The following is a 23,250-nucleotide window of genomic DNA, read 5'->3' as shown; positions in this document are numbered from 1 at the left end:
CACCCCCCAGAATATTTGCATGTTTGTTAGTAGTAATTATACCATGTTCCATTTTTGTAGATTTAAATGAAATATGACCATATTTGAATAAAATGTGAACAAAAATTAATCAACTGTGATGCAAATATGCTATTATAATTAATTGGTAATCAATGCTTGCTCGTCATATTACGACAAGCCTCCATATGTACAGTAACAAAAATTAGAATGATTATCAAGTAATCCTTACTGGAAGTGGTGCTAATGAAAAATCAACGAATCTTTCCTGGAATCATCCTTATTGGTTTTGGTGTTTATTTCTTTTTACAACAGGCGAACATCGCTCTTTTTCAACAATTTTACACATGGCCAACATTGCTGGTCATCGTTGGAATCTCCTTTCTCTCTCAAGGGTATGGGGGAAAAGATTACGAAGCCATCCTGCCTGGTGTCATTCTTACAGGCTTTGGTCTTCATTTCCATATCATCAACCATTTTCAATTATGGCCAAATCATATTGGAACGTTTATCCTCATTATTGCCCTTGGATTCTTACTACGTTACCAAAAGGTCCGATCGGGACTCTTCCAAGGGATATTATTTCTTGTACTCGCACTATTGCTTTTATTTTACGATAAAATCACCGCATGGCTTGGTATCCTCGAAAACACGGTTTCGATTGCTTGGAAGTCTTGGCCGGTAGTGTTGGTGATAATTGGCTTTTACTTACTCTTTATCCGAAAAAAATAACTACCACAAAAAACCGTCAGACACTTTGTTCTGACGGTTTTACTCTACATATAGCTTTCAATGGTTGCCCACGCTTTATCTTTTCCTTCTCCTGTTTCAGAAGAAAACTGAATAATCGTATCATGCGGGTGTAATTCGAGCTTTTCTTTTGTGATTTTCAAATGCTGTGCTCTTTTTGTTTTAGAAATTTTATCAGCCTTTGTGGCAATCACGATGCATGGAATTTCGTAATGCTTTAAGAAATCATACATCATAATATCATCTGCCGTTGGAGGGTGACGTAAATCAACAATTAATAACACGGCCTTAAGCTGCTCTCTCATCGTTAAATACGTTTCAAGCATTTTCCCCCATGCTTCCCGTTCCTTTTTTGAAACCTTTGCATATCCATATCCTGGTACATCTACAAAATGAAGGACTTCATTAACGATATAAAAGTTCAGTGTTTGTGTTTTACCAGGCTTTGAAGAAATTCTTGCTAATCCTTTTCGATTGAGCATTTTGTTAATAAATGATGATTTCCCTACATTGGAGCGACCAGCTAAGGCAAATTCAGGAATTGGTTCAACTGGGTACTGATCTGGCTTAACTGCACTAATGACGATTTCAGAGCTTGTTACTTTCATCTATCGGCACCGCCAGTCAAAGCATGTTCTAACACTTGGTCAAGATGTGACACGAGAACAAACTGTAATTCTTCACGAACACTTTCAGGAATATCATCAATATCTCTTTCATTATCCTTTGGACAAATGATTTTAGTTAAACCCGCTCGATGAGCACTTAAAGATTTCTCCTTTAAGCCCCCAATTGGTAGTACTCGACCACGCAACGTAATTTCACCTGTCATACCAACTTCTTTACGGATGGCACGCCCTGTGAGAGCTGAGACCAATGCCGTTGCCATTGTAATTCCGGCGGAAGGCCCATCCTTCGGAACCGCTCCTTCTGGAACATGGATATGGATATCATTTTTCTCATGAAAGTCTGAATCAATTCCAAGTTCCTCTGCTTTTGAACGAATATAACTAAATGCTGCTTGAGCGGATTCCTTCATGACATCGCCAAGCTTCCCTGTAAGTATGAGCTTCCCTTTTCCCGGAGACAACGACACTTCAATTTGAAGGGTATCTCCACCGACAGTTGTATAAGCAAGACCAGTAGCCACGCCTACTTGATCCTCAAGTTCTGCTTGACCATAACGGAAAGTTGGCTTTCCTAAAAATTCGTCCACATTTTTTTCAGAAACGATGACTTTTTTCTTTTCACCTGAAACAATAATCTTAGCTGTTTTTCTGCAAATTGTCGCTAACTGTCGTTCTAGACTTCTTACTCCTGCTTCTCTAGTGTAGTAACGAACGATTTTTTGAATGCCATCTTCTCGAATTTGCAACTGAGCTTTCGTTAAACCATGCTCCTTTGTTTGCTTTGGAAGCAAGTGATCCTTTGCGATATGGATCTTTTCAAGCTCTGTGTACCCAGCTATCGTAATAATTTCCATCCGATCTCTAAGCGGACCAGGAATGGTTGACAAATTATTTGCAGTAGCAATAAACATTACTTTGGATAAGTCATATGTTTCCTCGATATAGTGGTCACTGAAGTTATGATTCTGTTCTGGATCAAGTACCTCAAGCATGGCTGCCGATGGATCACCACGGAAATCACTTGACATCTTATCGATTTCATCGAGTAGGAAGACAGGGTTGATCGTTCCTGCTTTTTTCATCCCTTGGATGATTCTACCAGGCATTGCCCCTACATACGTACGTCTGTGACCTCTAATTTCAGACTCATCTCTTACTCCACCAAGAGAAATTCTCACAAAATTTCTATTTAATGACGTCGCAATCGAACGGGCTAAGCTTGTTTTCCCAACCCCTGGAGGCCCTGCCAAACAAAGAATTGGCCCTTTCAATGAGTTAGTCATTTGCTGAACAGCTAAGTACTCAAGAACCCTTTCCTTCACTTTCTCTAGACCGTAGTGGTCAGTATTTAATACTTTTTCCGCCTTATGAATATCCAGGTCATCTTCCGTTGCCTTCGACCAAGGAATCGCTAAAAGCCATTCGATATAGTTACGAATAACGGCACTTTCTGCAGAGCTCGAAGGAACTTTTTCATATCTTTCTAGCTCCTTCATGGCTGTTACTTTTACATGCTCCGGCATGCCAGCTTGTTCGATTTTTTCAGTAAGATCGCTCACTTCTCCCGTCTTACCTTCTTTATCACCTAGTTCTTTTTGAATGGCCTTCATCTGTTCGCGCAAGTAATATTCCTTTTGTGTACGCTCCATAGATTTTTTTACTCTTTGGCCAATTTTTTTCTCTAGGTTCAATACTTCTTTTTCATTGTGAATGATGTCTACGATCTTTTGAATTCTTTCCTTCACATTGATTGTTTCTAGAATCTCCTGCTTTTCCTTTAGTTTTAAAGGAAGATGCGAGGAAATGATGTCAGCCATTCTACCCGGTTCCTCAATATCCGTGACAGTAGAGAAGGTTTCTGCCGAGATTTTCTTAGACATCTTTATGTACTGCTCAAAATAATCAAGCATCGTTCGCATTAATGCTTGTGATTCTGCATCTTTTTCAACTGGGTCCTCATATGTTTTTATTTCAACAGAATAGTGATCGTCTTCATCAAAAAAAGTAACAATCTCCGCTCGCTTTAAGCCTTCAACAAGTACTCGTATTGTACCGTTTGGAAGCTTGAGCATTTGCTTGACTTTCGTAAGTGTTCCCATCTTATACAAGTCATCTTCAAGAGGTTCGTCAATCGAAACCTCCTTCTGTGTTGTTAAAAAGATTAAACTGTCATCTACCATTGCCTTCTCGAGAGCTTGAACTGATTTTTCTCTTCCGACATCCAAGTGTAAAACCATTGTCGGATAAACAAGTAAACCTCGAAGTGGCAGGAGGGGGACAATGATTTCTGTCTTTTTCGCCATTACCTTGCACCTCCAAATGCAACTTTCCCTCTTTTATAAAGGAATTCTTTGTACAATTCTATCGTATTTAACCTGTAGTGTCTAATTACAAGCAATTATCATAATTATCACGAAAACGTTAGCTTCCAACAAAAAACTCCGGCTCCTCAAAACTGCAAACCGAAGTTCTATTTTTCATTCCACTAAATACTTTCTTTTTTCGATATTTGCATGGATGCTGTGATTACTTCTTCATTTGCGTATTCCTTTAATAGTGCATGTTCGAACACCTCAGACAAATGGCTGACTGGGATGATCTCAATATCCTTAATCTCGTAAAGCATCGATTGGATATTCTCTTTAGGAATAATTACTTTACTAGCTCCAGCCTTTTTCGCAGCTTTTACCTTTGGATATACTCCGCCAATTGGCTTTACATTTCCATGAATACTGATTTCACCCGTCATAGCAACCGTATGGTCAATTGGGTGCTTGTATATAGCTGAGTAAATACCTGTTGCCATCGCAATCCCTGCAGACGGTCCATCAATCGGAACTCCACCTGGAAAGTTGACGTGAATATCAAATTCATCAGCTGGGACTCCCATCGAACGAAGTACAGTTATAACATTCTCAATTGAACCTTTTGCCATACTTTTTCTTCTTATCGATTTTCCTTGACCACCTATGCTTTCTTCTTCAACTATGCCTGTTATGTTTATGGAACCTTTTTCTTTTGTAGGAATAACCGTTACTTCAATTTCAAGCAATGCTCCAGAGTTTGGTCCATGAACAGCTAATCCATTTACGAGTCCAATAGTAGAAGAGGACATAATTTTTTGTTCCATTCTTGGTGTTAACTGACTGGATTGAATCACCCACTCAATGTCTTCATCCTTTATAAAATCTCTATCCTCAGTAATCGCAAGACCAGCAGATATTTGGATCATATTTACTGCCTCTCGACCATTTCTAGCATAAGATGCTAATGTTTCTATACCTTTTTCACCGATTTTCAACTTTACTTTTTCCGCTGCCTTTTCTGCAATGGAAGAGATTTCTTCCCTACTTAGCTCCCTGAAGAACACCTCCATACATCTAGAGCGAATTGCTGGAGGAATCTCACTTGGCGTTCTTGTTGTAGCACCAATTAAACGAAAATCTGCTGGTAATCCATTTTTAAATATATCATGAATATGCGTTGGTATTTGTGTATTCTCCTCACTATAATAAGCACTCTCTAAAAATACTTTACGATCCTCTAGTACTTTTAAAAGCTTGTTCATTTGAATCGAATGAAGTTCTCCGATTTCATCAATGAATAATACACCACCATGCGCATTGGTTACTGCACCTTGCTTTGGTTGCGGAATTCCAGCTTGTCCCATTGCTCCTGCACCTTGATAAATAGGGTCATGGACAGATCCGATAAGAGGATCAGCAATCCCTCTCTCATCAAACCTAGCTGTCGTTGCATCTAACTCAATAAACACAGAAGAAGATTGGAATGGAGATTTCGTATTTTTCTTTGCTTCCTCTAAAACGAGTCGAGCAGCTGCCGTTTTTCCTACTCCAGGTGGTCCATAAATGATCACATGTTGAGGATTTGGACCACATAGTGCAGCTTTTAACGATTTGATTCCGTCTTCTTGACCAACAATATCGTCAAAAGTACTCGGTCTTACACGCTCTGAAAGTGGCTCGGATAATGAAATGGATCTCATTTTTCTTAATTGGTCCATTTCTTTTTTTGATTCCCTATCAATGGACACCTTTTGTGTCCGTTGACTTCTTAATAAGTTCCAAAAATAGAGTCCGATAACGATGCCAAAAAACAACTGAATAAATAAGGCAATACCCGTCCAACTCATTGCATTCCCTCCTGCACTTTTCGTAGTAGTTATAAGCTAGTATCTCCCTCTGCAGAGGGGAATAAACAAAGATTGAAGTATTTTACTTTTGAGAGCAAAAAAAGAACCGTAGTCATTAGCTACGGTTCTAATATATTTTATGCAGATGTTTTGCGTTCTTCTTCAAGAATACTTCCATCTTTAAGGATTAATTTTGGTACACCGTTATCAACTACGGTTTCTTTCGTAATGATACACTTGGTAATATCTTCTCTTGAAGGAAGATCAAACATTACGTCAAGCATAATTCCTTCAATGATAGAACGAAGTCCACGAGCACCCGTTTTACGTTCAATTGCTTTTTTCGCGATTTCCTTAAGAGCATCTTCTTCGAAGTCTAGCTCTACATCGTCTAGTTCAAGCATTTTTTGGTATTGTTTCACGAGAGCATTTTTCGGCTTCGTTAAAATTTCGATTAATGCGTCTTCATCTAACGGCGCTAGGCTTGCAATAACTGGAAGGCGTCCAATAAATTCAGGAATTAATCCGAAGCGTAAAAGGTCTTCTGGTAATACCTTAGAAAGAAGATCTTTATCTTCTACTTCTTTCTTTTTCACATCTGATCCAAAACCGATTACCTTTTGACCTAAACGTCTTTTAATAATTGGTTCGATGCCATCAAATGCTCCACCACAAATAAATAAAATGTTAGTAGTATCAATTTGTATGAACTCTTGATGTGGATGCTTTCTTCCGCCTTGAGGTGGTACACTTGCCACCGTTCCTTCAAGGATTTTTAGTAGAGCTTGCTGAACTCCTTCACCAGATACATCTCTAGTAATTGATGGATTTTCAGATTTGCGAGCAATTTTATCGATCTCATCAATATAGATAATTCCTTTTTCAGCCTTCTCAACATCATAGTCAGCTGCTTGAATAAGCTTTAGTAGGATATTTTCAACATCTTCACCTACGTAACCAGCTTCAGTAAGTGATGTTGCATCAGCAATAGCGAAAGGAACATTTAAAATTCTTGCTAATGTTTGTGCAAGAAGCGTTTTTCCGCTACCTGTAGGTCCGATCATTGCTATATTACTTTTTGAAAGCTCAACTTCATCAATTTTGCTGTTTGAATTGATGCGCTTATAATGATTGTAAACAGCAACCGATAAGTTCTTCTTTGCTTGATCCTGACCAATTACATACTCATCTAAAATTTCGCGGATTTCCTTTGGCTTCGGAACATCCTTAAATTCTACTTCTTCTTCGGTTCCAAGTTCTTCTTCCACAATTTCAGTACATAACTCGATACACTCGTCACATATATACACACCTGGACCTGCAACTAGTTTTCGAACTTGGTCTTGTGTTTTACCACAGAAGGAACACTTTAATTGTCCTTTTTCATCATTAAATTTAAACAATTTCTTCACCCCTTGAAAAGCGTCTAAAACACATAAATTGCTGCAGATATAATTGTTTTTTATCTTTACGTACAGTATTCTTTATTCAATTGTTATCAATAGTTATGTATTGCATTGTATCACATTTACTAGGTGGACAGGAAATGATAACTCTTGAAAAGGAAAACATTTTCATATCTGCAAAAGTAAATAAATATGTACTAGTTAATCTTAACCATAAATTCTAAAGTTAAATCGGAAGTTTTTACTAAATCTTTAAAAACTTCTTTTTCTGTATTAGTTATGTATATGTCATGCTAATTGATTTTATAAGTATGTAAATTGTATAAAACAAGGCACGATTCAATCGCGCCTTGTTCATTTTTTATGATATATTTTAAACCGTTTTGCTGTTTTCAACTAAGAATTCAACAGCTTTTCTTACTTTAAGGTCACCCTTAATTCCATCTACATTTCCTAAAGCAGCTTTAATGTTATCAACAGTCATATTATACATTTCAGCCATTTTATTTAATTCTGCATCTACATCTTCTTCAGAAACTTCAAGATTTTCTGCAGCCGCGATTGCTTCAAGAGTTAGGCTAACACGTACACGCTTTTCGCCTTCTTCTTTCATTTGCTCACGTAGAGCATTTTCATCTTGGCCTGAGAACTGGAAGTATAATTCAAGGTTCATACCTTGCATTTGTAAACGTTGTTCGAATTCTTGCATCATGCGATCAACTTCCGTATCGATCATTACAGCTGGAAGGTCAACCTCAGCATTTGCAGCTGCCTTGTCAACAACTGAATCACGTACGTGATGCTCTGCTTCATGCTTTTTAGAATCTACTAAACGATTCTTAATCTTTTCTTTTAACGCATCAAGTGTTTCAACTTCTTCATCCACATCTTTTGCGAACTCATCATCAAGCTCAGGAAGTTCTTTTCCTTTTACTTCATGAATTTTCACTTTGAATACTGCAGGCTTACCAGCTAGTTCAGTAGCATGGTATTCTTCTGGGAAAGAAACTTCTACATCTTTTTCTTCTCCAGCAGCTAGACCAACTAATTGTTCTTCGAAACCAGGAATAAATTGACCTGAACCTAACTCAAGTGAGTAGTTCTCAGCTTTTCCACCTTCAAAAGCTTCACCATCAACGAAACCTTCAAAGTCCATTACTACTGTATCTCCATTTTCAGCTTTGCCTTCTTCTTTTACTACAAGCTCAGCTTGACGCTCTTGAAGAGTTTTTAACTCGTTAGCAACGTCCTCGTCAGTAACTTCTGTTTCAACTTTTTCTACTTCAAGTCCTTTGTACTCACCAAGCTTTACTTCCGGCTTAACTGTAACAGTTGCCTTAAAGATAAAACTTTTGCCTTTTTCAATTTGCTCTACATCGATTTCAGGACGATCAACTGGATCAATACCAGATTCTTCAACTGCGTTTGCATAAGCTTCTGGAAGAAGAATATCAATTGCATCTTGATATAAAGACTCAACTCCAAAACGCTTTTCAAACATTGCACGAGGCATTTTTCCTTTACGGAAACCAGGTACATTTACCTTTGTTACTACTTTTTTGAATGCAGCGTCTAATCCTTCATTAACCTTTGCTGCATCTACTTCAACTGTAAGAACCCCTTGGTTCCCTTCTAGTTTTTCAAACTTCACAGACATACGAACTTTCCCTCCAAAATCTATTTACATTTTCATTCGTTACTAATTTAGATGAATATGTAAGCTTGTTTTTAATATACAGTTATTACAACCACTACATTATAACATAGGTTGCAATCGTTTCAACATCCTAGACTAAATAATAGGATAAGAAAATTCTTCAATTTCTTGTATATATCGTAATAATGTTTCAATGTCTTGTTCAGATGATTGATAAACATCACTCATTTCCTCAATCGAATAGTCCTGTGCGAAAAACATCAAAACTAATATATGATACGCGGCAGCAAGTGCTCTCATATCACTCGTGGGGTAAGGAAATGGATACAATATAAAAATATGACGGTCTATTAAACTAATTGCTTGTTCTAGTAACGTGGGATTCTCTTGTTCAAGTTGTTCCGATAAAATCTTTGAGGCCTCTATTTTTTGTTGATGATCCCTCAAATCGTAAAGCTCCTTAGGGGTTACCTCCATTGAAGAACTTAGCTTAGACACCATCACTTGCTCATGATATTGATGTTCTTTAAGTACATGTAAGAGCATCGTTTTAATAAAAGGTTGGCCTTCACTAGACTGCAGGTAGTTACGTATTTCCTCTAAGACAGGTTGAATATTTTGATATGCAAGGTTAGCCACTTGTAACAATAGCTCCTTCTCGTCCTTTGGATCGAATAAATTTAGCGATTTGGGAGCGACTTGCCTGATTTCCTTTTCATATTCAGGTTCTATCGGCTGTTCTTCTTCTACTGCATCAACCATTCTTCTACTAAAATCCAGCAGTCTTTTAAAATGCTCGTATTTCTCAACTGGAACTTCATGCTCCTCTAACAGTACCTCTATGGTATGTACAACACGGTTGTATTCTTTTAGCTGTACAAGAACCATAATATGCATATCAACCGTTTGAAAATACTCTCCAATTCCTACCCTTAGCATTTCTTCTGTATATTCTTTTGCTTTTTCATATACCCCGGATTCATAATAAGCCAGAACTAAGGCAAACCAAATATCACTGTTTTCCGGATCATGCTCTTTTGCTTCTTCAAAATAAGGTAATGCGTCTCTAAATTGCTTTTTTTGAATATGGTCTAACCCTTTTTCGAAAAGCCTCTTTTCTAAATTGGGGAAAAACACTACGTTTCCGTCCTTACGAGCCCGTTCCCTTTTTTTCATCTACCATACCCCTTATCTTAACCTGAGGTAAGTTTAGCAGAATCTTTTATAAAAACAAAATAATAAATGGCCACAGCTAGTGCTGTGGCCATTTATTTACTTTGTTAACAATGCTCTATTCTTTTCATAGGTATTAATTTGCTCGTCTAATTGAAGGGTAATTTCAATCTCATCCCAGCCATTGATCAGCATCTTTTTCCAATAAGAAGAAATCTCGAATGCTTCTGATAGACCTTCAGAATCACTTATTGTTTGGTTTTCTAAATCAATTTTTAATTTATAGTCTGGGTTTTTCCCTTTTTCTAATAATACCTTCACTTTTTCTTCCTCTAATGCAATTGGAAGCATACCGTTTTTCAAGCAATTTTGGTGGAAGATATCGGCAAACGATGGTGCGATAACTACTTTAAAACCATAATCTAATAAAGCCCATGGAGCATGCTCCCTTGATGAGCCACATCCAAAGTTCTCATTCGCAATTAGAATGGAAGCATTTTTCTTTGACGGGTGATTTAATTCAAACTCAGGATTATCGGAGCCATCACTGTTATATCTCCAGTCAAAAAATAAATATTTTCCAAATCCTGTTTTCTCAATTCTTTTTAAAAATTGTTTTGGGATAATTTGATCCGTATCTACATGTGCACGATCAAGTGCAACGGCTTCGCCTTCAAAAATAGTAAACATTATTTTTCCTCCCTCCTTATCGTACTTCTGCAGGAGTTAATTTTCTAATATCAACAAAATGACCGTGTAACGCAGCTGCTGCAGCCATTGCTGGACTAACTAGGTGCGTTCGAGCTCCTGCCCCTTGTCTACCTTCAAAGTTACGATTAGAAGTAGATGCGCAGTGCTCTCCCGGAGGAACAACGTCATCGTTCATGCTCAAGCACATACTACAACCTGATTCTCTCCACTCAAACCCAGCCTCAATAAAGATTTGATGTAAACCTTCCTCTTCAGCTCGTTGCTTGACCCCTTGAGATCCAGGAACCAATAGTGCACGTACACTAGGATGTACCTTTTGTCCCTTTACAACTTCTGCTGCTTTACGGATATCTTCAATTCTTGAATTTGTACAAGACCCAATAAAGACATGCTGAATTTTAATATCTTCGATTTTTTGCCCTTGATTTAAGCCCATATACTGTAATGCTCTTTCAAGTGAGCTCTTTTCAATTTCTGTCTCGTAATCTGCAACTGTTGGAATAGAGTCTTCTATTTTAGCTGTCATTGCTGGATTTGTACCCCAGCTAACCATTGGTGAAATATCAGAACCATCTATTACAATTTCTCGATCATACTTTGCATCCTTATCAGATGTAAAAGCACTCCAATGCTCTACGTATCTATCAAACTCTTCTTTTGACGGAGCAAATTTTCTACCTTTTAGATAAGAGAATGTCGTTTCATCCGGAGCTACTAACCCTGCTCTAGCTCCACCTTCAATTGACATATTACAAATGGTCATTCTTTCTTCCATTGAGAGGCTTTCAATTACTTCTCCACAATACTCAATAACGTAACCTGTTCCAAACTGAACTCCATATTTTGAGAGGACATAAAGAATAACATCCTTCGCTGTAACTCCACTTGAAAGTTTTCCGTTAATTTCTAGCCTTAAAGTTTTCGGCTTTGATTGCCAAAGAGTTTGTGTGGCAAGAACATGCTCCACTTCGCTTGTACCAATTCCGAATGCTAATGCACCAAATGCACCATGTGTGGAAGTATGACTATCTCCACAAACAATTGTCATCCCAGGCTGAGTTAACCCTAGCTCTGGACCGATAACATGTACGATCCCTTGGTCAGGGCTATCTAAATCAGCTAAAGGAACACCAAACTCATGACAATTTTTTTCAAGTGTCGTCATTTGATTCTTTGCCACCACATCGTTGATTTGCTTTCTATTTACAGTTGGCACATTATGATCCATTGTAGCAAAAGTTCGATCCGGTCGACGAACCTTTCTATTTTTCATTCTTAGTCCTGAAAATGCTTGTGGAGAAGTAACTTCATGAACTAAATGTAAATCAATGTAGAGTAAGTCTGGTTTCCCTTCTTCTTTTTGTACAACATGGTAATCCCAAATCTTTTCAATTATTGATTTCCCCATCATTTTACCTCCTTTTTAAAAGAGACACGGCGCGATAGGCCGTGTCGTTTAGATATTCATTGTTAGCCAGAATTTATGCGTATGCACCCATAATACTTGAAATTGTTTCATGGCCTAAAATACATGCCTTTACTTCAGCTACCATTTCTGACGTAGACACCGCTCTTTTTCCTTCTGATAAAATATCTTTTGTTCGCAATCCAGCATTTAATACTTCATCAACCGCTTTTTCAACAGCAGCTGCTTCTTCTTCTAGACCAAACGAAACTCTAAGCATCATTGCCGCTGAAAGAATAGCCGCTAAAGGATTCGCAATATTTTTCCCTTCAATATCAGGAGCAGACCCATGAATTGGTTCATATAAGTACGGACCATTTTCAGATAAACTAGCGGATGGAAGCATTCCTAAAGATCCCGTTAATACAGAAGCTTCATCGCTTAAAATGTCCCCAAATAAATTCTCAGTAACAACAACATCAAAACTCTTTGGATTTTTAATTAATTGCATCGCTGCATTATCTACAAGCATATGCTCAAGTTTTACCGTTGGATAGCGTTTTGCCACTTCCTCGGCTACTTCTCTCCACATTCTGCTTGATTCTAATACATTCGCTTTATCAACAGATGTAACCTTCTTCCCTCGTTTGTCCGCTAGTTGGAAGGCTAATTCAATAACCCTAACCATTTCTTCACGCTTATAAAAAAGAGTATCAACCACTGCCTCTTTCTCATCCACTGTTCGACGCTCACTCGGCTTACCAAAATATAATCCACCTGTTAACTCACGAACCATTAACATATCCACATCTTGAATAATTTCTTTGCGAAGGGGTGATGAATCAGCTAGACTCGCATAAAAAGTAGTTGGGCGCAAGTTTGCATAAAGGTCAAGTTCTTTACGAATCTTAAGTAATCCTCTCTCTGGACGGAGATGTACAGGCAAAGCATCGTACTTTGGCCCCCCGACCGCACCTAAAAGCACAGCATCACTTTGCTTACACAGTTCAACTGTCTCATCTGGAAGTGGACTCCCTGTTACTTCATAAGCTACTCCACCAATATGTCCATACGTAAATTCAAATTGATGACCAAATCTATCACCAATAGCCTGCAGTACATCCACCGCACCTTTAGTTACTTCTTTGCCAATTCCGTCTCCGGGTAGCACTGCAATCTGCTTCTTCATCTTGTTTCCCCTCCATTAAAATGTACATTTATTAAACAGTCACTGCAGCCATGTATATCACACGATTCACCGCATTTAAGTATGCTTTGGCTGATGCTTCAAGAACATCTTGAGCCAATCCTCGACCGCTTGTTTCTTCTCCATTAAACTTAAGCTTTACAAACACTTGGGCCAATGCATCTCTACCCGCTCCAACAGACTGGATTCGGTAGTCTAGTAAATGGACACTACCATTCACGCATTTTTCCAACGTATTATATAACGCTTCAATGCTGCCACTTCCCGTACATGCCTCTTGGATGATCTCATTTTGATTTCCTGACAACGTAACGGTAGCTGTAGGTATTTGATTCGTTCCATATTGTACTTGGATCGCCAGTAGTTCGTAAAAACGCTCATCCTTAGATAACTTTTGTTCGAGTACAATCGCTGCAAGGTCTTCGTCTGTCATCTCTTTTTTTCTATCAGCCAATTCTTTAAATACAGTAAATAATTGAGTGACATCCTCATCTGCAACTGTTAACCCAAGTTCATCTAATCGATTTCTAAAAGCGTGTCTTCCTGAGTGCTTTCCAAGAACTAATGTGTTAGATTGGAACCCAACAAGTTCTGGAGAAATAATCTCATACGTTGACTTTTCCTTTAGAACGCCATCCTGATGAATTCCAGATTCATGAGCATAGGCATTTCTACCAACAACTGCTTTATTAGCAGGTACAACCATACCGGTTAGCTTGCTAATTAAACTACTTGTACGGCTGATTTCTTTCAATTGTAGTCTTGTGTCCGCATCATAATAATCTTTGCGTATATGAAGAGCTACTGCTAATTCTTCTAGTGCTGCATTCCCAGCTCTTTCACCAATTCCATTGATCGTTCCCTCGATTTGTGTCGCTCCGTTTTCAACTGCAGCTAATGAATTAGCAATGGCCATTCCTAAATCATCATGACAGTGAGCCGATAACGAGACTTTATGGATAGAAGGAACATTGTTGTGTAAATATTGAAAAATTTCCCCATACTCTTTAGGTGTAATGTAACCAACCGTATCAGGAATGTTAATGACATTCGCACCTGCTTGGATCACTTCTTCAATAATTCGAGCTAAGAAAGGCAACTCAGTACGACAAGCATCCTCTGCTGACCACTGAATAATAGGAAACTTCTGTGCAGCGTATTTCACCATTTGAACGGCTCTCTCAACAACCTCATCTTGACTTAACTTCAATTTATATTGTCTATGAATGGGAGATGTAGCAATGAAGACGTGTAGTCTTGGTTCTACCCCGTTCTTCAATGCCTCCCATGCTGCATCAATATCTGAAGTAACTGCTCTTGCTAACCCCGTCACAGAACAGTCTTTAATTGTATCCGCAATTTGCTGTACTGAAGTAAAATCACCTTTAGAAGCAGCTGGAAAACCTGCTTCGATAATATCGACATGAAGTTTTTCCAGCTGTCTAGCAATTTCGAGCTTTTCTGTTTGGTTTAAATTTACTCCCGCAGATTGCTCCCCATCCCTCAATGTTGTATCAAATATTTTAATTCGTCGCACTAACGACCACTTCTTTCTTTTTGTCCTTATTGACAAAAGGCATCATAGCACGTAACTCGCGACCAACTTTTTCGATTAAATGACTATTTTCTCTTTGAACGATTGCGTTGAATTCTGGACGATTCGCTTGGTTTTCAAGGATCCAGCCTTTAGCGAATTTACCTTCCTGAATGTCTTTTAGAACCTCTTTCATTGATTCTTTTACGCGAGCGTCAACTACTCTTGGTCCACTTACGAAGTCTCCCCATTGTGCAGTATCAGAGATGGAATAACGCATATTTTCCATTCCACCTTCGTACATTAAGTCAACGATTAGCTTCAATTCGTGTAAGCACTCGAAGTAAGCAAGCTCAGGTTGGTAACCTGCTTCAACCAATGTTTCAAAACCAGCCTTAACTAATGAAGTTAAACCTCCACAAAGAACTGCTTGCTCTCCGAATAAGTCTGTTTCTGTTTCTTCTTTGAATGTTGTTTCTAAAGCTCCAGCTCTTAGTGATCCAATCGCCCAAGCATATGCTAAAGCAAGCTCTTTCGCTTTACCTGTTACATCTTGATAGATAGCAAATAATGCAGGTACGCCAGCTTCTTGCTCGTATGTTCTTCTTACAAGGTGTCCTGGGCCTTTAGGAGCTACTAATAGTACATCGCTTGTAGCTGGTGGTACGATTTGGCTAAAGTGAACATTGAAACCGTGAGCAAACATTAATGCTTGGCTTGATAGGTTAGGTTCGATTTCTTCCTTATATACCTTTGGTTGCATTTCGTCTGGTAATAAAATCATAACTACATCTGCTTGTGCTGTTGCTTCTCCTACTGGATATACATTGAAACCATCTTTTTCAGCCTTTTCCCATGATTTTCCTTGTCTTAATCCAATAACAACATCAACACCGCTCTCTCTCATGTTTTGTGCATGAGCATGACCTTGTGAACCGTATCCGATAACTGCTACCTTTTTCCCGTTTAGATATGATTGATTTGCGTCTCCGTTATAATACATTTTTGCCATTTTTATTTCTTCCTCTCATTAGTAAGTTTTTTAGTTTAGACGATTGAATATGGTTTTATCGCTTGAGAAGGTTTTTGTGTCCCTCTTAGGAAAGCGGTTGTCCCTGTTCTTGCCAATTCTTTAATTCCATATGGCTTAATTAATTCGATAAACGCTTCGACTTTATCTGATTCACCAGTAAGCTGAATAACCAAGCTGTCCTTGCTTACGTCAATGACTGATGCTCGAAACGGCTGTATTAAGGAATAAATCTCATTTCTCGTCGAAGAGTTTGATACCACTTTAATTAATGCTAGCTCTCTTGCGACAATTGATTGCTCTGTGATATCCATGACCTTGATTACGTCGATTTGCTTATTTAACTGTTTCGTTATTTGTTCAAGCACACCATCATTATCAACATGAACAACACATGTGATGCGAGATATTCCTTCCTGCTCAGAATAACCTACAGAAATGCTTTCGATATTATAATTTCTTTTTGAAAAGAGATTCGTAATACGATTTAACACACCTGGGCGATTCATTACAGTTAGAGTTATAATTCTTTTCATGGTTTCACACCTACCATTTCATGATGTCCTTTACCAGGAGCTATCATTGGATAGACATTTTCGTCTGGATCAATGCGAATATCTAATAATACTGGCTCATTGTTTGTTAGTACTTCATTGAAAATCGTTTCAGCTTGTGCCACATCTTCAATGAGATACCCTTTGATTCCAAAGGCATCAGCCAATTTTACGAAATCAGGTTGGCCAGAGAATTTACTGTGTGAGAAACGAGATTCATAGAATATCTCTTGCCACTGTCTTACCATTCCTAACGAAGAGTTGTTAAGGATGATAATTTTAATAGGAAGATTTTGTTCTCTTATAACAGCCAATTCTTGAGTACACATTTGGAATCCACCATCACCTGAGATCGATAACACAATCGAATCTGGTGAGGCCAATTGTGCACCGATACTTGCAGGTAATCCGAAGCCCATTGTTCCAAGTCCACCTGAAGTTACCCAACGGTTCGCCTTTGAAAACTTATAGTATTGAGCAGCCCACATCTGGTGTTGACCAACGTCTGTTACGACAATCGCTTCACCTTTTGTTTTTTCATAAAGCATTTCCATCACTTTTTGTGGCTTTAAGCGACCATCTTCTTTATAAGAATAAGGGTACTCTTTCTTCCAAGCATTTAGCGTGTCCAACCATTCTTGGTGAACCGGAGGCTTCCCTTCTTGAGCGATTAGCTGCTTTAATGCTTCTTTTGCATCCGCTACAACCGGGATTTGCGTTTGAACATTTTTACCGATTTCAGCAGGATCAATATCAATATGAGCAACGGTAGCGTTTGGAGCAAAATGTTGCAGGTTTCCTGTTAGGCGGTCATCAAATCTAGCTCCAATATTGATGAGTAAATCACATTCATACAGTGCCATATTTGCGGTATAGCACCCATGCATACCTGCGAGTCCAGCGAATAAAGGATGTTCAGCAGGGAAGCCTCCAAGTCCTAACAGTGTGTGCACGACCGGAAGATTTTGTTGCTCAGCGTATTGCTTCAACTCTTCGTAACCTTCTGCAAAGAGAATTCCTGCACCAGCTAAAATAACTGGCTTCTTCGCTCTACTGACAGCTTCTGTTAGCTTTCTAATCTGAAGATAATTTGGTTGAACAGTTGGTTGATAACCTGGTAGAACAATTTCTTGCTCCTCTGGAACATTTGCTATACCAGCTGCGATATCTTTAGGAATATCTATTAATACTGGCCCTGGACGTCCGCTTGTAGCAACGTAGAATGCTTCTTTCACAATTCTAGGAATATCTTCAATACTACGAACCTGATAATTATATTTTGTTATGGGAGTCGTAATTCCCAATATATCCGCCTCTTGGAAAGCATCTGTACCAATCACTCCTGTTGCCACCTGACCTGTAAAGACAACTAACGGTAAGGAGTCCATCATCGCATCAGCTAATCCAGTAATAATGTTAGTTGCACCTGGTCCTGATGTTGCGATTACAACACCCGGTTTTCCTGTTACTCGAGAATAACCTTCTGCTGCATGAATTCCACCTTGTTCATGGCGAGGGAGTATGTGTAGAATCTTAGAATCATAGAGCTTATCGTATATTGGGAGAACTGCCCCTCCAGGATATCCAAATATTACCTCTACCTGCTCCTTCTTTAGTGCTTCAAGCATTAATTCTGCACCACTAATCGGTTCGTTTTCAGCCTTCATTTTCGTAAAGGCAGTTTCTTGCAACATTTGTTGACCCTCCCTATTTCAAATCTTGTTAGATAATCTAACAAATTAACATTATAAAAAGCCTCCCCATCCCCTACTTTGCCTACTACACCCTAGGCTAAAGGGATGGAAAGGCTTGAGAAACCTATCCACGGTACCACCCTTGTTCACGCAAATGCGTGCGCTCATGATCACAATTGGATCGTTTTGATAACGAGTGTCTGACACTCGACTGCCTTTACTATAGATTTTCAAGACAGTGCTCAAAGGTGAGTTCATTTCATGTCATTTCCACCGGCTTCCAGCTACCCCGGCTCTCTGTAGGAATGTTTCATGAAACTACTTTTCCTTATCAACGCTTTTCCCTATTTACTTAGCTTACATGTGGTGTTGCTTCCTTGGAGTACACTTTCACACCTTCAGAAACAACACGTTCTCTAAATTTCACTAATAACTCCTTCGTAAGTGCACCTGGAGTACCATCGCCAATGACTCTGCCATCTACCTTAATTACCGCAATGACTTCTGCAGCTGTTCCTGTTAGAAACACTTCATCAGCTGTGTAAACATCATGTCTTGTAAATGGTTCTTCTTTAAGTTCATAGCCTAACTCTTTTACAATATCGATAACGGCGTTTCTTGTAATTCCCTCAAGTGCTCCAATATATCCTGGTGGTGTATAGAAACAACCATCGCGGATAATAAACACATTATCAGCAGATCCTTCAGCAACATACCCTTGGTCATTAAGCATTAATGCTTCACTAACACCAGCAAGATGTGCTTCAATTCTAACTAACACGTTATTTAAATAATTTAGTGATTTTACTTTTGGACTAAGTACATCAGGTCTGTTTCTTCTTGTTGCAACAGTCACAATTTCTAATCCTGTTTCATACAATTCTTTCGGGAAAATAGAAAGTGGCTCCACTATAACAACCACGTTCGCTTTAGCACATTTATTTGGATCGAGTCCGAGGTCACCAACACCTCTAGAAACTACGACGCGAATATAAGCATCTTCAATTTTATTTTTCTCAACAGTAGCGACAATAATATCTGTGAATTCATCTTGTGAGTATGGTACATTCAGCATAATTGACTTTGCTGAACGGTACAGTCGGTCCATATGTTCCTTCATTCGGAAAACGTTACCGCTGTATACTCGAATTCCTTCAAAAATACCGTCTCCGTATAAAAACCCATGATCGTATACTGAAATCTTGGCGTTCTCTTTAGTTACATATTCGCCATTTAAAAAAATCCATTGTTCAGACACGAAATACACCTCTTTGCATTTAAGTTAAACCGCTTTAAATGAATAAAATAATTACAAAATTTTTTTTCGGAAAATAACTCTTTTTACCCTTTGTTTTTCTTTTGAATATTACAAATGATTTGTATATTTGAGGACTATCTTACCCCCATTTTATTTACTCGTCAACCCCATTTTTTCGAATTGTTTGATAATTTAGATTAGTCAATTTAGTTGTATCCGCTTACAATGTTGATATAATAACAATTTCTAATTTTAAAAAAATTTTAAAAAATACTTCACATTTCTTTTTCATCTCTAGTAAAAAATGAAAGAAGCCTACTGAATGATTCAGTCGGCTCTTTATTTCACCTTCTATTACTTTTAGGATCAAACGCGTCTCTTAGACCATCTCCTATAAAGTTAATACATAAAACTGTCGTTAAGATTGCTAGCCCTGGCGGTATCCATGCTTCCGGACTATTTCGTAAAATACGTAAACTTTGAGCCTCTGAAATCATATTTCCCCAAGTTGGCGTAGGCTGAGGAATTCCAAATCCAATAAAGCTAAGACCCGATTCAATAATGATATACGTGGCCATCATTAATGTCGCATTAACCACGATTGGACCAATTGCATTCGGAATAAAATGTTTAAATATTATTCTAAAATCACTTGCACCAATCGCTTTCGCACCAAGAACAAATTCCTGTTCTCGAAGCGATAAATATGTACCTCTAATAATTCTTGTTAAGTTTGGCCATGAAGTGATCGCAATGATAGCTACAAATATTCCAACGTTCACTCTTTCCAGTATGGCTACAATGGTTAAACAAAGAACAAGGAAAGGTAATACAAGCATCATATCTGCTGCACGCATGATGATCGCATCAATCTTACCACCATAATACCCAGCAATAGAACCAAGTGTTACTCCAATGATGAGAGTAAATATCATCGCACTAAAACCAACAATAAGTGAAATTCTTCCTCCATACAGGAGTCTTGATAGATTATCACGCCCTGAACTATCGTTTCCTAATGGATGATCTTCACTCGGCGGACGTTCAATTAATAAGAGATTTGACTTAGTAGGACTGTGCTCCGTTAACAATGGGGCAAAGGTGACAGCTAAAATGATCGCTAGTAACACAAAGACTCCCATGACTGCGAGCTTATTTTTCAAGAATCGTTTTAATGCGATTCGAAAAGGACTATTTCCTTTCTCTGGTTTAACAGGTACCTCTATGTTTGTATCCATCGCTTCCTGCTGTTTTAGTTCCATATTACTCACCTCAATCGTAGCGGATTCGTGGGTCAACAATACTGTAGAAAATATCAGCTAATAAATTCCCGAGGAGAATGAAAAATCCTAACATTAGATTAATGGCCATGATGACAGGATAATCACGATTCCCAATAGAACTTAAGAACAATGTTCCAATTCCCGGATATTGAAATACCCCTTCAGTTATAACTGCACCACTCAATAATGCCCCAATTTCAAACCCTAACAGTGTAATAATTGGAATTAATGCATTGCGCAAGGTATGTTTGTACAAGACATTACGATCAGTCATTCCTTTTGCTCGTGCCGTCCGTATGTAATCACTTCCAAGCACGTCCAATACTTCAGAACGCATGAATCTCATGTAGGAGGCTGTACCAGCTAATCCGAGCGTTAAACCTGGCAATATTAAATGTTGAAGTTTATTAAAAAATAGCTCAATCCCTGTAAGCCCAGGGCTCGAAACAGATCCCTGTGAAGGCAACCACCCTAATTGAATAGAAAAAACATAGATAGCTACTAAGCCGAAAAAGAAATTTGGTACAGCTAATCCGAAAAAGCCGAACGTTGTTGCACCATAATCTAGAATCGAATATGGTTTTCTTGCAGAGTATATTCCAATTGGAATCGAAACAATAATCGTAATAAAAAGTGTAAAAATTCCTAGATAAAACGTGTTTCCTATTCTTTCAGCAATAAGATCAGATACGTCTCTACCCTTAAAAATAAATGACTTTCCAAAGTCTCCCTGCAAAACATCTTTCAACCAGTTCCAATATTGAACATGAATTGGATCATTTAGGCCAAGAGCTTCCTTTTGCTTCTCAAATACTTTTGGATCAATATTTGGATCAAAAATCTTGCCCGAGATTGGATCACCTGGAGCCGCCTGTATCAAAGCAAAAACAATAATTGTTAAAGCTAAAAGCATCGGAATGAATATGAGTACCCTTCTTATTAGGTATTTATACACCGTTCCCCCTCCATTCTTACAGAATAAGAAAAGAGCGCGGCATAATTGCCGATCACTCTTCCCTCTATTCAACAATTGTTATTCCGTTACGTACCAGAGATGAGTATCGTTTAAGAACGAGTATGGAAGTACATCGATTCCTTGAAGACGTTTGTTATGAGCCCATAAGCTATTTGCAGCATATAGGATCAAGCTTGGTAGATCTTCACCGAACTCAACTTGCCACTCACTATACTTTTGTTTACGATAATCTTGTTCAAATGCATCTGGAGGAGTGAATGCATCCTTTAGCAATTGATCTGCTTCAGGATTATTCCAGCGAGAATAGTTGTAACCTGCCGTAGATGACCATAATCCACTTGGATCTGGATCTGTACTATCTAAGCTCCAACCAATTAAGTATAAATCCCAGTCTTGGCTATTCTTTTCTAAATCTTCAAAGTAGGCTGCCGCTTCCTTCGGCTGGCGAAGGTCGATGCTGATTCCTACCTCTTCTAGGAACTCTTCAATAATCGGAGCAGAACGCTCACGAATTTGGTTTCCTAGTGGATAATTCAAGTTAAGCACCCATTCCTTGCCGTTCGGATCCTCGCGGAAACCATCTCCGTTTACATCCTTGTAACCAGCCTCATCAAGTAGAGCTTTCGCCTTTTCAGGGTCAAACTCATATTGATTTGGTGTTGTATCGTCATAAGCCCAGAATTGAGTTGCCATTGGTGAGTTTTGAACAATTCCGCGTCCATACAATAAACCATCTACTAAACCTTGACGGTTAATTGCATATGCAATCGCTTGACGGACTTTTTGGTCTTTAAGCTTTTCGTTAACTGTCCAGTTAGCTGGATTAATTGTGCCAGCTTCTGATTCTTCCTTAGAACGATGATTATGCATCATCCCCATCGTCTGGTATCCAAAGTCAGGTTGCTCAATAATTTCAACATTTTCAAGGGCATCAACTGTTTCATAGTCAGCAGCTTGGAAACCGTTTGGATCGGCAACAAAATCAATTTCACCGTTTTCAAGTAAACCTAAGATAACAGCTTGGTCAACTACCTTCCAGATGACGCTATCAAGCTTAGGCTCTCCTTGCCAATAATCAGCAAATTTCTTAAGTACATATTGCTCTCCTTGCACCATTTCACTAAATTGGAATGGCCCAGTACCAATTACTTCACCAGGATTACGTGAAGCACCAGCTTCCGGAATTTCCGCAACAGGAATATCTTTGAAAATATGTTCTGGAATAATACTAAAGCTAGCATCAGATAGCGCCAACACGTTTGGTTGAGCAAACTTAAACGTAACCGTATGATCATCAACAGCAACAACCCCTTGGAAATCAGTTGTTTTTCCTGTTGAAAAGTCCTCATAACCTATCAATCTTTCAACATATTGCGTACGAACTCCGCCCGCTTCTACATATCCTGGGCTCGCAATGGTTTTATAAGTAAATACAACGTCGTTAGCAGTAAATGGTTCCCCATCATGCCATTTTGCATTTTCATCTAATTTAAATGTTACTTCAGTTTGATCATCATTGAATGTCCACTCTTTCGCTAGGTTCGGAATAAAATCAAGGTTCTTATCCTGCGTAAGTAGCCCTTCATGTGTAAATGATAAAATATTAGATTCATATGCCTCTGTGTAAAAAATAGGGTTAAATAAACCTGTTGGAGCTGTATCCATTGCCCCAACTACTGTACCTCCACTTACCGGCTCCTTTTCACTCGATCCTTCATTCTCTGATGAAGCAGGTTCGTTGTTTCCTGAGCATGCTGCCAGTACACCAAAAACTAGCGCAAGCAATAGCATGATCAACCAACTTTTCTTTGCCTTCATTCCATTCACCCCTCT

The 23,250-nt window shown here is 38.6% G+C and carries 18 protein-coding genes and 1 other annotated feature; of the genes, 1 reads left to right on the top strand and 17 read right to left on the bottom strand.

What is annotated here, in order from left to right; all coding sequences use genetic code 11:
• Positions 1–243: 243 nt before the first annotated feature.
• A complete protein-coding gene (locus ACRX5O_RS01190; protein ID WP_433904269.1) occupies positions 244–729 on the top strand; it encodes a LiaI-LiaF-like domain-containing protein in 486 nt (161 codons plus the stop codon).
• Between the two features lie 44 nt (positions 730–773).
• Here ACRX5O_RS01190 and yihA read toward each other — a convergent pair whose 3' ends face one another.
• The 17 genes from yihA to ACRX5O_RS01105 all read right to left on the bottom strand — a co-directional run bounded on the left by yihA (position 774) and on the right by ACRX5O_RS01105 (position 23,235).
• Entirely contained in the window at positions 774–1,355 is a 582-nt protein-coding gene (yihA, locus tag ACRX5O_RS01185; RefSeq protein ID WP_119709293.1) for a ribosome biogenesis GTP-binding protein YihA/YsxC, read from the bottom strand.
• On the bottom strand, positions 1,352–3,679 hold the full coding sequence (lon, locus tag ACRX5O_RS01180) for an endopeptidase La (RefSeq protein ID WP_433904268.1): 2,328 nt from the start codon (positions 3,677–3,679) through the stop codon (positions 1,352–1,354). Before lon ends, yihA begins: the two co-directional genes overlap by 4 nt.
• 182 nt (positions 3,680–3,861) lie before the next feature.
• The gene (gene lonB / locus ACRX5O_RS01175) at positions 3,862–5,529 is read right to left on the bottom strand and encodes an ATP-dependent protease LonB (RefSeq protein ID WP_433904267.1); all 1,668 of its coding nucleotides are present in this window, start codon (positions 5,527–5,529) and stop codon (positions 3,862–3,864) included.
• 137 nt (positions 5,530–5,666) lie between these two features.
• Positions 5,667–6,932 carry an ATP-dependent protease ATP-binding subunit ClpX gene (clpX, locus tag ACRX5O_RS01170; protein WP_433904266.1) on the bottom strand — a complete coding sequence of 422 codons (1,266 nt, stop codon included), beginning with the start codon at positions 6,930–6,932 and terminating at the stop codon, positions 5,667–5,669.
• 376 nt (positions 6,933–7,308) lie between these two features.
• Entirely contained in the window at positions 7,309–8,592 is a 1,284-nt protein-coding gene (gene tig, locus ACRX5O_RS01165; RefSeq protein WP_433904265.1) for a trigger factor, read from the bottom strand.
• Positions 8,593–8,727: 135 nt separating this feature from the next.
• Positions 8,728–9,768, bottom strand: coding sequence for a tetratricopeptide repeat protein (locus ACRX5O_RS01160; protein WP_433904264.1), 1,041 nt, complete (start codon positions 9,766–9,768; stop codon positions 8,728–8,730).
• 96 nt (positions 9,769–9,864) lie between these two features.
• Positions 9,865–10,455: a 3-isopropylmalate dehydratase small subunit gene (leuD, locus tag ACRX5O_RS01155; RefSeq protein ID WP_433904263.1), complete on the bottom strand. Its 591-nt coding sequence runs from the start codon at positions 10,453–10,455 to the stop codon at positions 9,865–9,867.
• A 16-nt stretch (positions 10,456–10,471) separates the two neighbouring features.
• The gene (gene leuC, locus ACRX5O_RS01150; protein ID WP_433904262.1) at positions 10,472–11,884 is read right to left on the bottom strand and encodes a 3-isopropylmalate dehydratase large subunit; all 1,413 of its coding nucleotides are present in this window, start codon (positions 11,882–11,884) and stop codon (positions 10,472–10,474) included.
• A gap of 73 nt (positions 11,885–11,957) precedes the next feature.
• The gene (gene leuB / locus ACRX5O_RS01145) at positions 11,958–13,070 is read right to left on the bottom strand and encodes a 3-isopropylmalate dehydrogenase (RefSeq protein WP_433904261.1); all 1,113 of its coding nucleotides are present in this window, start codon (positions 13,068–13,070) and stop codon (positions 11,958–11,960) included.
• A 31-nt stretch (positions 13,071–13,101) separates the two neighbouring features.
• On the bottom strand, positions 13,102–14,625 hold the full coding sequence (locus tag ACRX5O_RS01140) for a 2-isopropylmalate synthase (protein ID WP_433904260.1): 1,524 nt from the start codon (positions 14,623–14,625) through the stop codon (positions 13,102–13,104).
• A complete protein-coding gene (ilvC, locus tag ACRX5O_RS01135) occupies positions 14,612–15,634 on the bottom strand; it encodes a ketol-acid reductoisomerase (protein WP_433904259.1) in 1,023 nt (340 codons plus the stop codon). The genes ACRX5O_RS01140 and ilvC overlap by 14 nt, the downstream gene beginning before the upstream one ends.
• 35 nt (positions 15,635–15,669) lie before the next feature.
• The gene (gene ilvN, locus ACRX5O_RS01130; protein WP_119709303.1) at positions 15,670–16,188 is read right to left on the bottom strand and encodes an acetolactate synthase small subunit; all 519 of its coding nucleotides are present in this window, start codon (positions 16,186–16,188) and stop codon (positions 15,670–15,672) included.
• Positions 16,185–17,900 (bottom strand): acetolactate synthase large subunit, encoded by a 1,716-nt coding sequence (gene ilvB, locus ACRX5O_RS01125; RefSeq protein ID WP_433904258.1) that lies wholly within the window; start codon positions 17,898–17,900, stop codon positions 16,185–16,187. The genes ilvN and ilvB overlap by 4 nt, the downstream gene beginning before the upstream one ends.
• A 98-nt stretch (positions 17,901–17,998) precedes the next feature.
• Positions 17,999–18,244 (bottom strand) — a binding site (T-box leader).
• Positions 18,245–18,252: 8 nt separating this feature from the next.
• Positions 18,253–19,158 carry a branched-chain-amino-acid transaminase gene (gene ilvE / locus ACRX5O_RS01120; protein WP_119709305.1) on the bottom strand — a complete coding sequence of 302 codons (906 nt, stop codon included), beginning with the start codon at positions 19,156–19,158 and terminating at the stop codon, positions 18,253–18,255.
• Positions 19,159–19,502: 344 nt separating this feature from the next.
• Positions 19,503–20,420: an oligopeptide ABC transporter permease gene (opp4C, locus tag ACRX5O_RS01115; RefSeq protein ID WP_433904257.1), complete on the bottom strand. Its 918-nt coding sequence runs from the start codon at positions 20,418–20,420 to the stop codon at positions 19,503–19,505.
• 10 nt (positions 20,421–20,430) lie between these two features.
• Positions 20,431–21,396: an ABC transporter permease gene (locus ACRX5O_RS01110; RefSeq protein ID WP_433904256.1), complete on the bottom strand. Its 966-nt coding sequence runs from the start codon at positions 21,394–21,396 to the stop codon at positions 20,431–20,433.
• Positions 21,397–21,474: 78 nt separating this feature from the next.
• Positions 21,475–23,235 (bottom strand): peptide-binding protein, encoded by a 1,761-nt coding sequence (locus ACRX5O_RS01105; RefSeq protein ID WP_433904255.1) that lies wholly within the window; start codon positions 23,233–23,235, stop codon positions 21,475–21,477.
• Positions 23,236–23,250: the final 15 nt, after the last annotated feature.

Origin of the sequence: Robertmurraya mesotrionivorans (assembly GCF_050971805.1) — a bacterium.
GTDB lineage: Bacteria > Bacillota > Bacilli > Bacillales > Cytobacillaceae > Robertmurraya_A.
The sequence above is the reverse complement of the archived record's forward strand: the minus strand, read 5'-3'. Positions and strand labels throughout refer to the sequence as shown.

Bases quoted from the DNA above. Each gene is read 5' to 3' on its own strand.
- ACRX5O_RS01190 (WP_433904269.1), top strand. From the start codon at position 244: ATGAAAAATCAACGAATCTTTCCTGGAATCATCCTTATTGGTTTTGGT.
- yihA (WP_119709293.1), bottom strand. From the start codon at position 1,355: ATGAAAGTAACAAGCTCTGAAATCGTCATTAGTGCAGTTAAGCCAGAT.
- lon (WP_433904268.1), bottom strand. From the start codon at position 3,679: ATGGCGAAAAAGACAGAAATCATTGTCCCCCTCCTGCCACTTCGAGGT.
- lonB (WP_433904267.1), bottom strand. From the start codon at position 5,529: ATGAGTTGGACGGGTATTGCCTTATTTATTCAGTTGTTTTTTGGCATC.
- tig (WP_433904265.1), bottom strand. From the start codon at position 8,592: ATGTCTGTGAAGTTTGAAAAACTAGAAGGGAACCAAGGGGTTCTTACA.
- ACRX5O_RS01160 (WP_433904264.1), bottom strand. From the start codon at position 9,768: ATGAAAAAAAGGGAACGGGCTCGTAAGGACGGAAACGTAGTGTTTTTC.
- leuD (WP_433904263.1), bottom strand. From the start codon at position 10,455: ATGTTTACTATTTTTGAAGGCGAAGCCGTTGCACTTGATCGTGCACAT.
- leuC (WP_433904262.1), bottom strand. From the start codon at position 11,884: ATGGGGAAATCAATAATTGAAAAGATTTGGGATTACCATGTTGTACAA.
- leuB (WP_433904261.1), bottom strand. From the start codon at position 13,070: ATGAAGAAGCAGATTGCAGTGCTACCCGGAGACGGAATTGGCAAAGAA.
- ilvC (WP_433904259.1), bottom strand. From the start codon at position 15,634: ATGGCAAAAATGTATTATAACGGAGACGCAAATCAATCATATCTAAAC.
- ilvN (WP_119709303.1), bottom strand. From the start codon at position 16,188: ATGAAAAGAATTATAACTCTAACTGTAATGAATCGCCCAGGTGTGTTA.
- ilvB (WP_433904258.1), bottom strand. From the start codon at position 17,900: ATGTTGCAAGAAACTGCCTTTACGAAAATGAAGGCTGAAAACGAACCG.
- opp4C (WP_433904257.1), bottom strand. From the start codon at position 20,420: ATGGAACTAAAACAGCAGGAAGCGATGGATACAAACATAGAGGTACCT.
- ACRX5O_RS01105 (WP_433904255.1), bottom strand. From the start codon at position 23,235: ATGAAGGCAAAGAAAAGTTGGTTGATCATGCTATTGCTTGCGCTAGTT.